The 14,326-nt window shown below is 69.6% G+C and carries 12 protein-coding genes; 8 read left to right on the forward strand and 4 right to left on the reverse strand.

Annotation, left to right across the window (positions count from 1 at the left end; translation table 11 throughout):
- Positions 1-14: 14 nt before the first annotated feature.
- Together AB0E90_RS24855 and AB0E90_RS24860 are read right to left on the reverse strand one after the other, a co-directional pair.
- On the reverse strand, positions 15-698 hold the full coding sequence (locus AB0E90_RS24855) for a response regulator transcription factor (protein ID WP_360410049.1): 684 nt from the start codon (positions 696-698) through the stop codon (positions 15-17).
- Positions 695-1,873, reverse strand: coding sequence for a histidine kinase (locus AB0E90_RS24860; RefSeq protein ID WP_360410052.1), 1,179 nt, complete (start codon positions 1,871-1,873; stop codon positions 695-697). Before AB0E90_RS24860 ends, AB0E90_RS24855 begins: the two co-directional genes overlap by 4 nt.
- A 276-nt stretch (positions 1,874-2,149) precedes the next feature.
- On the opposite strand from AB0E90_RS24860, the gene AB0E90_RS24865 reads away from it, so the two are divergent.
- From AB0E90_RS24865 to AB0E90_RS24880, 4 genes are read left to right on the forward strand one after another with little or no spacing between them, the layout of a single operon-like run.
- Positions 2,150-3,028, forward strand: coding sequence for a polyphosphate polymerase domain-containing protein (locus AB0E90_RS24865; RefSeq protein ID WP_360410055.1), 879 nt, complete (start codon positions 2,150-2,152; stop codon positions 3,026-3,028).
- A gap of 4 nt (positions 3,029-3,032) precedes the next feature.
- Positions 3,033-3,710, forward strand: a complete 678-nt coding sequence (locus tag AB0E90_RS24870; RefSeq protein ID WP_360410058.1) for a DUF4956 domain-containing protein — start codon at positions 3,033-3,035, stop codon at positions 3,708-3,710.
- Positions 3,710-5,254, forward strand: a complete 1,545-nt coding sequence (locus AB0E90_RS24875) for a CotH kinase family protein (protein WP_360410061.1) — start codon at positions 3,710-3,712, stop codon at positions 5,252-5,254. The genes AB0E90_RS24870 and AB0E90_RS24875 overlap by 1 nt, the downstream gene beginning before the upstream one ends.
- The gene (locus tag AB0E90_RS24880; protein ID WP_360410064.1) at positions 5,254-5,946 is read left to right on the forward strand and encodes a response regulator transcription factor; all 693 of its coding nucleotides are present in this window, start codon (positions 5,254-5,256) and stop codon (positions 5,944-5,946) included. The genes AB0E90_RS24875 and AB0E90_RS24880 overlap by 1 nt, the downstream gene beginning before the upstream one ends.
- A gap of 351 nt (positions 5,947-6,297) precedes the next feature.
- Here AB0E90_RS24880 and AB0E90_RS24885 read toward each other — a convergent pair whose 3' ends face one another.
- A complete protein-coding gene (locus AB0E90_RS24885) occupies positions 6,298-7,728 on the reverse strand; it encodes an MFS transporter (protein ID WP_360410067.1) in 1,431 nt (476 codons plus the stop codon).
- Between the two features lie 58 nt (positions 7,729-7,786).
- On the opposite strand from AB0E90_RS24885, the gene AB0E90_RS24890 reads away from it, so the two are divergent.
- Together AB0E90_RS24890 and AB0E90_RS24895 are read left to right on the forward strand one after the other, a co-directional pair.
- Positions 7,787-9,721, forward strand: coding sequence for an ATP-binding protein (locus AB0E90_RS24890; protein ID WP_360410070.1), 1,935 nt, complete (start codon positions 7,787-7,789; stop codon positions 9,719-9,721).
- A gap of 39 nt (positions 9,722-9,760) precedes the next feature.
- Positions 9,761-10,270, forward strand: coding sequence for a hypothetical protein (locus AB0E90_RS24895; protein WP_360410073.1), 510 nt, complete (start codon positions 9,761-9,763; stop codon positions 10,268-10,270).
- Positions 10,271-10,280: 10 nt separating this feature from the next.
- Here AB0E90_RS24895 and AB0E90_RS24900 read toward each other — a convergent pair whose 3' ends face one another.
- Entirely contained in the window at positions 10,281-11,756 is a 1,476-nt protein-coding gene (locus AB0E90_RS24900; RefSeq protein ID WP_360410075.1) for a helix-turn-helix domain-containing protein, read from the reverse strand.
- A gap of 128 nt (positions 11,757-11,884) precedes the next feature.
- On the opposite strand from AB0E90_RS24900, the gene AB0E90_RS24905 reads away from it, so the two are divergent.
- Positions 11,885-13,297: an aldehyde dehydrogenase family protein gene (locus AB0E90_RS24905; protein WP_360410078.1), complete on the forward strand. Its 1,413-nt coding sequence runs from the start codon at positions 11,885-11,887 to the stop codon at positions 13,295-13,297.
- Entirely contained in the window at positions 13,294-14,319 is a 1,026-nt protein-coding gene (locus AB0E90_RS24910) for an ABC transporter ATP-binding protein (RefSeq protein WP_360410081.1), read from the forward strand. The genes AB0E90_RS24905 and AB0E90_RS24910 overlap by 4 nt, the downstream gene beginning before the upstream one ends.
- Positions 14,320-14,326: the final 7 nt, after the last annotated feature.

Raw genomic sequence — 14,326 nt, forward strand, 5'->3', positions numbered from 1 at the left:
TCCCGCGTGCGCGCTCAGGTCAAGGACTCGCCGGGGCGGACGATCCCGCGTTGGTAGGCCAGCACGACCAGTTGCGCGCGATCGCGTACACCCAATTTTGTCATTGCTCGGTTGACGTGGGTCTTCGCGGTGAGCGGGGAGACGTGCAGGCGTTCGGCGATCTCCTCGTTGGAGAGGCCGTGCGCGACCAGTACGAGGATCTCCCGCTCGCGGTCGGTGAGCGCGGCCAGCCGGCCGAGGTCCGGTTCGGGCAGCGGCTCGAGTTCGGGGCGGCTCAGGAACCGGCAGATCAGCGAGTGGGTGGCGGCCGCCGAGAGCAGCGACTCGCCCGCCGCGACCGTGCGCACCGCGTGGACCAGGTCGTCCGGCTCGACGTTCTTGCCGAGGAAGCCGCTTGCCCCGGCCCGGAGCGCGCGCACCACGTTGTCCTCGTTCTCGAACGTGGTGAGCACGAGAATGCGTACGCCATCGAGGTCTTCGTCGGCAACGATGCGCCGCGTCGCTTCCAGGCCGTCCATCGCAGGCATGCGAATGTCCATGAGTACGACGTCGGCCCGCGTGCTCCGGGCCAGGTCCACCGCCTCGGCGCCGTCGCAGGCCTCGCCCACGACGTCGATGCCGGGTTTGCCGTCGAGGATGAGCTTGTAACCGGCGCGGATCAGCGCCTGGTCGTCGGCGAGCAGGACCCGGATCGTCATGGCTGGTCTTTCGGGGTCGGGGCGGGCAGGACCGCGCGCACCCGGAAGGTGCCGTCGGGCCGGCGCTCGGTCTTCAGGGTGCCGCCGGTGGCGGTGGCGCGTTCCCGCATGCCGACCAGGCCGTAGCCGCCGGCCGTGCCGTTCGTGCCGACCCGGTTGGTGACTTCGAGGACAACGTGGCCGGCGGTGTATTTGATCGCGAGGCCGGCGGATCCGGTGCCGTGCTTCTGCGCGTTGGTGAGTGACTCCTGCAGGATGCGGTAGGCGGCCATGTCGACCAGGGCCGGCAGCTCGCGGACGGCGCCGTGCTGGTGGTGCTCGACCTGCAGGCCGGCCGCGTTCGCCGTGCCGAGCAGCTCGGACAGGCGGGCGAGCCCCCGGGTCGGCTCGGTGACGGCGTCGGGGTCGTCGGCCTCGCGCAGCACCCCGACGACCGACGCGAGCTCGCGGAGCACGGTGTCGGAGGCGCGCCGGATGTGGTCGAGCGCCGAGCCGGCCGCCTCGGGCTGGTGGGCGAGCACATGCCGGGCCGCGCCGGCCTGCACGTTGATCATCGCGATGTGGTGGCTGACGACGTCGTGGAGCTCGCGGGCGATGCGGATGCGTTCCTCGACGACCCGGCGGCGGGCCTCGCCGTCCCGGGTCTGTTCGGCCCGGCGGGCGCGTTCCTCGACCTCGGCGACGTACGCCTGCCTGGTCCGGCTGGCATCGCCGATCGCGGTCGCCAGGCCGATCCAGGCGAGCACACCGAGGTTTTGCGGGGCCCACCAACTGCTGTCCGAGGTGTAGGCGGTGACGGCGTAGAGCGGCAGCGCGACGACCGCGGCAGTGACCCACATGCGGAGCCGGTCGAGGTCGGCGGCAACGGTGTAGACGACGACCACCAGGGCGATCATGAGGTCGGGCTGCTGCGCGTCGGCCCGGAGCGTCATCGTGACCGCGGCGACCGTGGTGATCAGCAGGATCGGGATCGGCCAGAGGCGGCGCACGCCGACGACGGCCCACACGAAGAGGCCGATGTCGATGCCACCCGGCCGTGGTCCGCCGGCGAAGTGGTGAGCGTCGGTCGCGGCGATGAACGCGGGCAGGGCGAGGACGGCGCCGAGACCTGCGTCGATCAGCAGCGGGTGCCGCATGGCGCTTCGGCGGATCCGCGCGGCCACCGTGGTGAACACGGTGACGACGGTAGGCGGTGGGTGGGCGTCACGCGTCCTCCCGAAGTGGTAGCGGGCAGGTGACCGGCCTACCGCGACGGTGGTACGGGGCGGCTCACCGTAACGGCGGTTCCTGGGAGCCAGCTCAAATACTGCGTTCGCAGTATCGACGGGACGGCCAGTTGTCTACGGATGGACGACGCCAGGCATCGACCGTTCGGTCATCGTTATGCCGAGTTCCATACATTCGCCGTTCATGATCTGTTCATGACCGGGGCATCCAAAGATTGGCATCGCATGCGATCGCTGTTCCGCCGTGGCCCGGCACCGCCGGAACCGGCCGTTGATCTCCCGGGCGAGACGGCGGTCGAACACCGCAGTGACGACCACATCGGACACTCGCTGCGGGCGCCGAGCGCGCTACATGCCTTCAACCGCTACGAGATCAAATACCTCCTGCCGAGTACGCGGATCCCCGAACTGCGCGCGGAACTGGTCCACCGTCTCGACGTCGACAGCCACGGTGCCGACGGCGGTTACGGCGTGTGGAGCACCTACTACGACACGCCGGATCTGCGCTTCTACTGGGAGAAGATCGAGGGTCTGAAGTTCCGGCGCAAGCTGCGGCTGCGGCATTACGGTGACCGCTTCTCGGTCGGCGAGCAGAGCACGGTCCACGTCGAGATCAAGCAGCGGGTCAACCGGGTCACCCAGAAACGGCGGGTCGCTCTGCCGTACCGGCAGGCTCTCGAGCTCTGCGACAAGCGGATCATGCCGGACCACGAGCCGGGTCAGCGCGCCTTCCTCGAGGAGGTCCTCGAGCTGGTGTCACTGCTGGACCTGCGGCCGGTGGCGATGACCGGCTACCAGCGTGAGGCTTACGTGGGGAGCGGCGCCGACGAGGGCATCCGGGTCACCCTGGACAGCCGGATCCGCGGCCGGGACCGCGACTTCCACTTCGCCGCCGAGGCGGAGAACCGGCTGGTCGTGCCGGCCCAGCTCTCGGTGATCGAGTTCAAGGCCGACGAGCGGGTGCCGTACTGGCTGACCGATCTCGCCGCCCGGATGAGCATGTCGATCGTCCGGGTCTCCAAGTACTGCCAGAGCGTCGAGGCCTACGGCCGGGCCCCGCGCTCGATCTTCCACATCCCCGATTCCGAGCTCAGTGAGGCCTGACGCCATGCCTTTCGACATTCAAGACCTGTCCGGCACGTTCAGCGTCGGTGACATCGCGATCGCGATGCTGCTGTCGTTCGTGCTCAGCGCCGGGATCGCGTGGGTCTACCGGTTCACCCACCGCAACGTGTCCTACAGCCAGTCGTACGTGCAGACGCTGGTCATCCTCGGCATGCTGATCTCGCTGATCATGCTCGTCGTCGGCTCCAACATCGCCCGGGCGTTCGCGCTGGTCGGCGCGCTGTCCGTGGTCCGGTTCCGCAACGCGATCAAGGAGACCCGGGACGTCGGGTTCATCTTCCTGGTGATGGGCGTCGGGATGGCCACCGGCACCCGGTTCTACACCCTCGCGATCGTCGCGGCCGTTGTGATCTGCCTGGTCATCGTGGTCATGTTCCGCTTCAACTGGTTCGCCTCCAACGTCCAGCGGCAGGTGGTCAAGGTGCAGGTGCCGCCGGACGGCAACTACACCGAGAACATCCAGGACGTCCTGATCGCCCATACCAGCGAGTTCGAGCTGATCAGCATCGAGTCGATCCGCGGCGGCGCCCTGACGGAACTGATGTACACGGTGCGACTGAAGAAGGGCCACGAGCCGGGCGGCCTCATCGCCGCGCTCGGTGAGCGCACCGGCGGCCAGCGGGTGACGGTGCTGACCGGGTACGACCAGACGGATCTGTGATGGCGCTGAAGCACCGGATCCCGGTCCGGATCCGGCACTACTGGAAGCTGCTGGCCACCTGTGCCGCGGTCCTGCTCACCTTCGGGGTCCTGTTCAGCACGGTCCGGGTGGCGCCGCTGGTCACCAGCGCGAGCGACAAGTCCGCGGACGAGGTCACGCAGAACATCAAGAGCTCGACCGACCTCTTCGACGCGACCCGGGCGCACAGCATCGGGCTGACTTTCCGGGACGCGGACTACCAGCGCCTGCTCGACTCCTACTTCAAGGACGGCGACAAGGACTGGCTCGAGGCCGACCTGACCGTCGACGGCGTCACCATCCCGAGCGTCGGCATCCGGCTCAAGGGCAACTCCACCCTCGGCCAGCTCACCCGCAACGGAAAGGCACGCGAGGGCGGCCGCGGCGGCCCCGGCGGCGGCGGACAGCGCCCGCAAATGCCCGGGGGCGGCGCCGCCCCGCAGATGCCGGGCGGAGGCGGGTTCGGTGGGTTCGGCGTCGGCGGCAGCGGTCTGAAGGCGGAGGAGCCGGAGAACCTGCCCTGGCTGATCCGCTTCGACGAGTTCGTCGAGGGCCGCCGCTACGAGGGGCACCGCGAGGTCACGATGCGCGTCTCCGGCATGGGTGGCGGCAAGACGGTCATGAACGAGGCGGTCTCGCTGAACGTCCTGGCCGCCGCGGGCGAGGCCGCCCAGCGGTACGCCTACACCAGCTTCACCGTGAACGACCGGCCGACCGTGGCCCGGCTCGTCGTCGAGCACCCGGACGAGAACTTCGCCGACCGGATCGGCCGGTCGGGCGTGCTCTACAAGAGCCTGGCCACGAGCTCGTTCACGGATCAGGGCGACGACCAGACCGATTACGCCGACGACTTCAAGCAGATCAACATGATCGGCAGTCAGGATCTCGAGCCGGTCATCAAGCTGATCCGCTGGGTGAACACCGCCGGTGACGCCGAGTTCGACCAGCATCTTGCCGAGCACGTCGATGTCGAATCGTTCGCCCGCTACGTGGCGGAACAGAACCTGCTGCTCAACTTCGACGACATGGCCGGCCCGGGCAAGAACTACTACCTCTACTACGACCTGGGGACCAAGAAGTTCCAGGTCGTCGGCTGGGACTACAATCTCACCCTGACCGGCGAAGCGGAGCAGGATCCGACGCAGACGGTCACCATGGGCGGCCGTGGCTTCGGTGGTGGCGGCCAGGGTGGTCTCCCGGACGGCATGCAGCTTCCGGAGGGGATGCAACCGAACAACGCCGGTGGTGGCGGCCGGGGCATGGGCGGCTTCGGCGGCAACAAGCTGAAGGAGCGCTTCCTGGCCAGCTCGGCTTTCCAGCAGATCTATCAGGAGGCATACCAGGACGAGTACCGGAAGATCTACGCGAGCGGGGCCGCGACGAAGGCCCTCGACGCGGCGCTGACGGTGCTCGACGACGTCAAGGGCTACGACCAGGCGGCCGGCGCCACCGAGGCGGACGGCCTGCGCACCCTGATCGACCAGCGCACGAAATTTCTCGCCGGCACTGCAACCGTCAAGGGCTGATGGCCGCGCGCCCCGACGTGCCCCGGCTCCTGCTGGTCGGCGGGGACCGGGACGGCACGCGACATCTGGAGGCGGCGGTGGCCGCCGAAGGCTGGGATGCCTGGACCGTCAGCACCGGGGCGGACGCGGTGACCGTCGCCGTCAGGTTCCGGCCGCACCTCGCCGTCATCGACATGGTGCTGCCGGACCTGGACGGACTGCAGGTCATGCGGCGGCTCCGGGCCGACCGGCCCGACCTGCCGGTGCTGTTCGTGACGACGATCGCCGGCGTCGAGGCCCGGGTGCAGGCTTTGACCGCCGGCGGCGACGACTGCGTGACCAGGCCGTTCTTTCTGCCTGAGCTCGTCAGCCGGCTGCGGGCCCTGCTGCGGCGCTCCCGCCCGGCGAACCCGGCCGCGTCGCTCTCGGTCGGCGATCTCACTCTGCACGAGCCCAGCCGGGTGGTCCGGCGCGGCGGCCGGACCCTCGCGCTGACCATGACCGAGTACGAGTTGTTGCGCTACCTCATGGCCAACGCGGGCCGGGCGCTGCCGCGGGAGCAGATCTTCGAACGAGTCTGGCAGTTCGACCCGAAAAGCAGCTCCCGCACGGTCGACTTCCACGTCGCGCATCTGCGCAGGAAGGTCGACGCGGACGGCCCGCCACTGATCCACACGATCCGCGGCATCGGCTACATCCTCGAGGAGCGCTGATGGACGTACGGATATTGGCAGTAGTGCTGTTATGACCATGTCGCTACGCTGAGTACATGAAATGCACGTTCTCCACCGATCCGGCCGGGTTGAGAAGGCCGTCTGTCGTCGCGGAGCGTGGCCGCCGGGGCTTCGCGTGAGTTAGCCATGCTGCCGCAGTGGTTGAGCGAGCTGATCGGGGAGTCGGGGTCGACCGCCCTCCCCGTCGTCGTCGTGTATTTCAGCTACCGCCTGACCTGCCGGGTGCTGGCGCCCCTGACCATCGCCTCCCTGGTCGTCCTGGTCGGCAGCAAGGAGCGATCCGAGCGAGCGCTGAAGCTGGTCGAGCTCCTCGAGTCGCCGAACGAGCCGTCAGACCGCGGCCTCGGCCGCGGGAGCCTCGGTGATCGCCTGGTCGGCCGAGTTCGGGATGAAGGCGGCCATGGCCAGGATCAGGGCCGCGACGATCACCAGGCCGATGAAGATGCGCTGCACGGCGGTGGTCAGCGCGACCGGCGAGACCGTGGCTGATGATCCGACGGTCGCGTTGGCCACCGCGCCGAAGACGGCCACGCCCACCGAGCTGCCCACCGAGCGCAGGAAGATGTTGCTGGCCGTGACCACCCCGCGCTCCGCCCAGCCCACACTGGACTGCGCGGCGATCAGGGTGGGCGATGCGGTCAGGCCCATGCCCAGGCCGATGATCAGGCAGAAGAGCGCCACCTGCCAGACCGGGGAATGGCCGCCCAGCAACAGCAGCAGGGCGCAACCGGCCAGGACCAGCGTGGTGCCGATCAGCGCGCACGCCCGGAAGCCGAGCCGCAGGTAGACCCGGCCGGCCTGGCTGCCGGAGATCGGCCAGCCCAGGGTGAGAGTGGCCAGGGCGAAACCGGCGATCAGCGGGCCGGTGCCGAGCACGTCCTGCGCGTAGGTCGGGACGTAGGAGCTCAGGCCGTACAGGATGGCGCCGATGCCGACCGAGATCAGGCCGCTGGTGACCAGGAGCCGGCGCCGGAAGATCCAGAGGGGGAGCACCGGGGAGGCGGCTCGTCGTTCGACGAGGACGAAGGCCACCAGGGCGGCGAAGCCGCCGGCGAGGATGAGCACGCCGGTGAGGGAGTCCCAGGCCCACGCCTGGCCGCCTTCGAGGGCGCCGAGGATGACCAGGACCAGTCCCAGGGCGAGCAGCCCGGCGCCCTGGTAGTCGATTGCCGGGTGGCCTCGTTCGACGCGTTCGTGGAAGCGGCGGGCGAACACCGCGGCGGCCAGCAGGCACAGCGGGATGTTGACGAAGAAGATCCAGCGCCAGGAGACGTACTCGCTGAAGACGCCGCCGAGGGTGGGGCCGACGACCGAGGCGATGCCCCACACGCTCGCGACGTACCCCTGGACCTTGGCCCGTTCCCGGACCGAGTAGAGGTCGCCGACGATGGTGATGGTGGTCGGCAGGATCGCGCCGGCGCCCAGGCCCTGCACCACCCGGAAGACGATGAGCGCGCCCATCGACCAGGCGACACCGCACATGATCGAGCCGAGGAGGAACAGGCCGATGCCCCACAGGATGACCGGTTTGCGGCCGAAGAGGTCGTTGAGCTTGCCGTAGATCGGCACCGAGACGGCCTGCGCCAGCAGGTAGATCGAGAAAAGCCAGGGAAACTCCGTGAAACCGCCGATGTCCTTGACGATCGACGGGACCGCGGTCGCGATGATCGTGGAGTCGATGGCGACCAGGGCGGTGGAGAGCATCACGGCGGCGAGGACGGGTCCTCGCTCGGACCGCAGCCCGATGTTGTTTCCCGGCACTCCGATCAAGCTACCCGAAACCCAACCTGGGGCGATTTGTCGGCTTTAGGCTCAACGGGTGGCGCTAGTAGTCGTGGCCGAGGACAACCTCGATCATCAGCGGGTCATCGCCGAGGTCGTCCGGCGGCTCGGCCATGACGTCGTGGTGGCGAACGACGGCCGGACCGGGCTGGCGGCGATCACCAAGCATCGGCCGGACCTGATCGTCGCCGACGTCGACATGCCACAACTGAACGGGCTCGAGCTCTGCCAGGCCGTCCGGGACGATCCGGAGCTGACCACGATCCCGGTGGTCCTGGTCACCGCATATCTTCTACCGGGTGATCCGCGACTGAGCGCGACCGGCGCGGCCGGAGTGATCGGCAAGCCGTTCGGGGTTCCGGAGCTGAGCGAGGCACTCCGTGGCCACCTCAACGCGCTCAAGACGCCGCACGTCGGCCATTCCCTGCTCGATGCGGTCCTGGACTGCGTCGACACCGGGGTGATGGCGTTCGACCTGCGAGGCCGGCAGTTGCTGGTCAACCGGGCGCTCAGCGACGTGTTCGGCGCCGATGACCCGGGCGCTCCGGTCGAGGACGTGGCGCGCCGGCACCGGATGCGCCGGCCGGACGGCGCCGAACTGCCGGCCGAGGAGTGGCCGATCTGGCGGGCCATGCGGGGCGAGGACGTCAGCCACGTCGAGCTGATGACGAGCGATCCGCATGGCCGCCCGCACTGGTATCTGGTCAACGCACGCCCGGTGCGCGATCAGGACGGCAGGATTGTGGCCGCCGTCTCGACCGCTCACGACGTCACCACAAGACATCGGACCCGCCAGTACGAGGTGTGCAAGAACAAGGTCCTCAAGGTGCTGTCCATCCATCCGGACGCGCCCGACGTCGGCGACCAGGTGCTGGCCGCGATCGGCGGCACCCTGGGCTGGCCGTGCCTGCGGTTGTGGCTGGCCGACGAGGAGTCGGACATGTTGCGCCCGGCCGCGGTGCACAACGCGCCGGGGGAGCCGTCGCTGCCGATGCCCACCGCCATCGGCCGCGGACAGGGCCTGGCCGGGCTGTGCTGGCAGAGCGGCGATCTGATCTGGGTCCCGGACCTGCACGCGCCGGACGCGCCGGTGCTCCCGGAGGTCGCCCAGAGCGACGCCTACCGCTCGGGCGGCGCGGTTCCGGTGCGCAGCGGCGAGCGGGTGGTGGGCGCGATGTCGTTCTTCTCGCGGACCCGGCAGGAGGCCGACCCGGCGCTCGGCATGTTGCTCACCGGCATCGCCGCGCTGATCGGCGCGTTCCTGGAGCACCGCCGGGCCGAGGTGCTGGCGCTGCACCTGGCCGCCGCGACCGACGAGTACATGGCGCTGGCCGGGCACGAGCTGCGCACTCCGCTGACGTCGATCGGCTCGTACATCGACCTGATCGCCGAGTCTTCGCCCGAGACGCCCTTCAGCGAGCTGCGGGAACTGTTCGAGGTGGTGCACCGCAACAGCACCCGGCTGCGTGAGCTGGTCGACCGGCTGCTGGACGTGGCCGGCCTCGAGTCGGGTCACATCGTGCTGGAGGAGGAGCCGGTCGACCTGACCGCGGTGGTGACCGAGGCGCTCGCGCCGGCCGGCGCCGGCCGGGACATCACGATCCGGCGGAACCGGATGGACGACGTGATCGTGCCGGGGGACCGCAAGCGGCTGCGGCAGGTGGTGGAAGCGCTGGTCAGCAACGCGGTCAAGTTCAGCCCGGCCGAGTCGACGGTCGGGGTCAGCCTGGTCGACCGCGGGCACGAGGCGGTGCTCACGGTCAGCGACACCGGCGTCGGTGTGCCGGCGGCCGAGCAGCCGCGGTTGTTCCGGCGGCTCTATCGGGGCGGCAACGCCCGGCACACCGGCATCCCGGGGTCGGGGCTGGGGCTGGCGCTGTGCCGGGTGGTGGTGGAACGGCATCGCGGCACGATCGCGCTCTCCTCGGACGAGGCGAACGGCACGACCGTGACGGTCCGCCTCCCGAAATGATGATCACTTAGGGTAGCGCCCGCCTGACACCATGCGGTGGTGACCCCGCAGATCCTGGTCAGTCTGGCGGCGCTGATGGCGTCGATCCTGGCAGTGAGCCTGTCGTCCGGGCTCGCGCTCCGGCAGCAGCGGCTGGCGAAACAGGCCAACCAGCTGCCGGTCGTCGACTATCTGTGGATCATGCGGTCGCCGGATTTCCTGCGCTGCGAGGAACGGCTGTGGGACGAGCTGCCCAAGCAGGACCAGACGCTCCGGTTCGCCGAGCTGCCGCAACCACTGCGCGACGAGACCGAGGCGATCTGCGTCTTCTACCAGAAGGTCGCCTACCTGGTCGGCCTGGAGGTCGTCGACGAGCGCCTGGCCATCGTCCCGCTGGCCTACCGCGGGCCGCGCAGCTGGGCCGCGATCGAGCCGTTCGTGGCCAACGAGCGCCGGGCCCGCAACGACGAGCTGTCCTTCTACAACGCCTTCGAAGACCTGATCTGCCGCATCCGCCGCGCCGACGTGCCCCGCATGTCGAGGACCATGTTCCCGGGCAATCGCCGCTGACGCGCGTGGATCAGCGCAGGAGGCCCTGGGCGGACAACGCCAGCCATAGCTGCACCCGGTCGGCGGTGCGGGTCAGCGAGCGGCCGGTGAGCTTCTCGATCTGGTCGAGGCGGTACCGCACGGTGTTGCGGTGCACGATCAGCCTCTCCGCCACCTGCGCGACCGACCCGTCCGCGTCCAGATAGGCGCGCAGCGTCGCGACCAGCGCCCCGGCGTGCGCGGCGTCGAAATCGCGCAGCGGCCGCAGCATCTCGCTTGCCAGGTCACGCAGCGGCACGTCCTCGCTCGCCACGATCAGCCCGGAAAGACTCATCTGCTCGCGCTGGTTGATCCCGGGCCCGCGGTTCATCGCCTCGTGCGCCTCGTAATAGCTCCACCGCAGTCCGGTCGTCCCGGCATACCACCCGCCGATGCCGACCCGCACGTCCGAACCCTGCCGCCCCAGATAGTCCTGCAACAGCAGCGCCGCCTCCCGCGCCGATTGGCCGGGCTCCAGAACGACAATCAGGCAATCATCGAGTACGGCGGTGGTCGCACCGCTCATCGGCGGGCTGCTCACGAGGCGTTTGCGCAGATCACCGCCGCCGACCGCGGGAGACAAGGTGGCGACGAGCAGCGCGTGCTCATCCTCGGCGCGGATGCCGAACGGGGACAGCCGGCGCTCGGCCTCGGCGCCACCGATGGTGCCCCGCACGAGATCCTCGAGAACCTGTCCGGCCAGGCGGCGCTTACCGGCCAGCTCCGCCTGACGGCGGGCAAGTTCCAGACCGACCAGACTGACGGCGTACGGGAGGACGTCCGCCGAACGACGAGGACGGCGGCAGCAGAGGTACGCGACCACGGTGTCCTCCACACTCACCGGCACCGCCATCGGGGTGTCGCCGCCGGCGCCGGCCTTCGCCGCGAACAGGATCTGCTCGACCGGCCACGCCGCGCTGGCCGGCGCGGTGGCGAGCACCCGCCCGTAGACATCGACGACCATCGCCGGTGCGCCGAGGATGTGGTGCAGCGACCCGATCAGCGCGCCCAGCCCGCGGCCGGACAGCAGCGCGCGGGCCAGCGTGTCGTGCTCGTCGAGCAGGTCGGCGAAGCGGCCGTACTGTTCCTCGAGGACCCGGTCGGCGACGAACCGGTCGACCGCGATGAACGGCGTCGAGTAGGGGATCTCCAGCACCGGCAGCCGGCGGTCGCGGGCCTCGGCAAGGGTGCCGGCCGGGATGCCGTCGTGGGTGAGCCCGATGCCGAAGCCGAGCCCGACCGCCCGCCCCTGCGCGACCCGGGCCACGAACTGCCGCTGTGCCGCGTCGTCGAGCTGACTCAGCCCGGTGGTCAGCACCAGCTCGCCGCCGGAGAGGAACGGGCGCGGATCGGCCAGCTCGGTGACCGCGCACCAGCGCACCGGCTGATGGAGTGCGGCCGGGTCGCCGTCGGCCAGCCGCAGGCTGAGGTCGGGGTCGGCGAGCACGTCGGCCAGGCGCAGGGTCACCGCGCGACTGTACGACTGCACAATGCGCGCGCGTAAGTCCTGTTCCCACGTCCATTTACGGTCGTGGCTGTATCCCAATACGGTGTCCTGCAACACATCGCGGTCGCCCCCGGGGAGGTCTCCTTTTGATGCAGGTGCCGGCCCGGATCGGCGGCCGCCCGGTGAGCGCCGGCGAGTGGATCGAGGTGCTCAGTCCGTGGGACGCGGCGCCGGTCGCTCGCGTCCCGGCTCTGGGCGCCGAACACGTCGCCGAGGCGGTGGCGGCCGCCTCGGCGGCCCTCGCCCGTCGCGACTTCCCGCAGTACCGCCGGGCCGAGGTGCTCGACCGCGCGGCCGAGCTGCTGGCCGAGCGCACCGAGGAGTTCGCGGTCACGATCGCCCGCGAGGCCGGCAAGCCGATCCGGGACGCCCGCGCCGAGACCGCGCGCTGCGTCGACACGCTGCGCTTCGCCGCGGTGGAGGCCCGCAAGCTCGGCGGTGAGGTGATCCCGATGGACGCCTCGGCGAGCGGGGCCGGCCGGCTCGGCTTCGCGCTGCGCCACCCGATCGGTGTGATCGCCGCGATCTCGCCGTTCAATTTCCCGCTCAACCTGGTCGCGCACAAGCTCGGCCCGGCGATCGCGGCCGGCTGCCCGGTCGTGCTCAAGCCGGCCGAGCTGACCCCGGTCTCCGCGATCCGCCTGGTCGACCTGCTGGTCGAGGCGGGCCTGCCGGCTGACTGGATCTCGGTGGTGACCGGCACCGGCCCGGACGCCGGCACCCCGCTGGTCACCCACCCGGTGCCGGCGCTGGTCACGTTCACCGGCAGCGTCCCGGTCGGGCGGCGCATCCAGGAGCTCGCGCCGCACAAGCGGGTGCTGCTGGAACTCGGCTCGAACGCGCCGGTGATCGTCGAGCCCGACGCCGACCTGGAGCGGGTGGTCGCCGGCATCCGCCAGGGCGGCTTCTCCTACGCGGGCCAGAGCTGCATCTCGACCCAGCGGGTGCTGGCCCACGCCGACATCTACGACAAGCTGCTGCACGAGCTGATAAACGCGGTCAAGACGCTGCGAGTGGGTGATCCGCTCGACGAGGACACCGAGGTCGGGCCGTTGATTTCCGAGGCGGCGGCGATTCGGGTCGAGGCGTGGCTGACCGCAGCGAAGAACGCCGGCGCCGGGGTGACCGGCGGCGAGCGCCACGGCACCACGATCACCCCCGCCGTCGTCGCCGATCCGCCCCGCCACCTCGACGTCTATCGGCAGGAGGTGTTCGGGCCGGTGATCACCGTGACTCCCTACTCCTCGCTCCACGAGGCGATCGGGTTCGCGAACGACAGCGATTTCGGCCTGCAGGCCGGAGTCTTCACCGCCAACCTCGCGGCCGCGCTGCGGGCGGCGCGCGAGCTGGAGTTCGGCGGGGTGCTGATCAACCAGGTGCCGACGTTCCGTGCCGACCAGCAGCCCTACGGCGGGTTGAAGGACGCCGGAAACACCCGGGAAGGACCGGCCTACGCCGTGCAAGAAATGACCGAACTTCGATTCGTGATGGTGAGCTCATGACAACGCCGGCAATCCAACTCACCGGTTTGCGCAAGTCGTTCGGTCCGGTGGAAGCCGTTGCCGGGATCGATCTGACGATCGAGGACGGCGAGTTCTTCTCGATGCTCGGCCCGTCGGGCTCGGGCAAGACCACGGTGCTGCGGATGATCGCCGGGTTCGAGCTGCCGACCGGCGGCACAGTGCAACTGAGTGGCCGCGACGTCACCAAACTTGCGCCGTTCGAGCGGGACGTCAACACCGTCTTCCAGGACTATGCCCTGTTCCCGCACATGAGCGTCATCGAGAACGTCGAGTATGGACTGAAAGTCCGCAAGGTGTCCCGCAAGGAGCGCCGGGAACGAGCGGTCGCGGCCCTGGCCTCCGTACGGCTGGAGGGTTTTGAATCTCGCAAGCCGGCGGCAATGTCCGGAGGTCAGCGGCAGCGGGTGGCTCTTGCCCGTGCGTTGGTCAACCGGCCCAAGGTGTTGCTGCTCGACGAGCCGCTCGGCGCCCTCGACCTGAAGTTGCGCGAGCAGATGCAGGTCGAGCTCAAGGAGATCCAGCGCGACGTCGGCATCACGTTCGTCTTCGTGACGCACGACCAGGACGAGGCGCTGACCATGAGCGATCGGGTGGCGGTCTTCGACACCGGCCGGATCGCCCAGGTCGGAACCCCCGAAGAGGTCTACGAGCGCCCCTCCACGCCGTTTGTGGCCGGCTTCGTCGGGACATCGAACCTGCTCACGGGATCGGTTGCCGAGTCTCTCGTCGGAAAAAAGGGGACATTTTCGATCCGGCCCGAGAAGATCGCCCTCGTCGAGGAAGGCATTCCGGGCACCGTCGCCGAGGTGATCTACGCCGGCCCGATCACGCGCTACGTCGTCGATCTGGACGCGGGCGTGCGGGTCACGGTCGTCGAGCAGAACCAGCGCACTCCGACCGCGGCGCTGGCCGAACTGCGGGGGAAGCCGGTTCATCTGACCTGGCACGAAGAGCACGTGATCGAAATTCCCTCTGGTAAGGAGAACGCGGATGCGGCATAGAGGTTTG

Source organism: Actinoplanes sp. NPDC026619, from assembly GCF_040638295.1.
Taxonomy (GTDB): Bacteria; Actinomycetota; Actinomycetes; order Mycobacteriales; family Micromonosporaceae; genus Actinoplanes.

Coding starts and splice junctions, on each gene's coding strand:
- AB0E90_RS24905 (WP_360410078.1), top strand. CDS start 11,885: ATGCAGGTGCCGGCCCGGATCGGCGGCCGCCCGGTGAGCGCCGGCGAG.
- AB0E90_RS24855 (WP_360410049.1), bottom strand. CDS start 698: ATGACGATCCGGGTCCTGCTCGCCGACGACCAGGCGCTGATCCGCGCC.
- AB0E90_RS24865 (WP_360410055.1), top strand. CDS start 2,150: ATGCGATCGCTGTTCCGCCGTGGCCCGGCACCGCCGGAACCGGCCGTT.
- AB0E90_RS24880 (WP_360410064.1), top strand. CDS start 5,254: ATGGCCGCGCGCCCCGACGTGCCCCGGCTCCTGCTGGTCGGCGGGGAC.
- AB0E90_RS24875 (WP_360410061.1), top strand. CDS start 3,710: ATGGCGCTGAAGCACCGGATCCCGGTCCGGATCCGGCACTACTGGAAG.
- AB0E90_RS24910 (WP_360410081.1), top strand. CDS start 13,294: ATGACAACGCCGGCAATCCAACTCACCGGTTTGCGCAAGTCGTTCGGT.
- AB0E90_RS24870 (WP_360410058.1), top strand. CDS start 3,033: ATGCCTTTCGACATTCAAGACCTGTCCGGCACGTTCAGCGTCGGTGAC.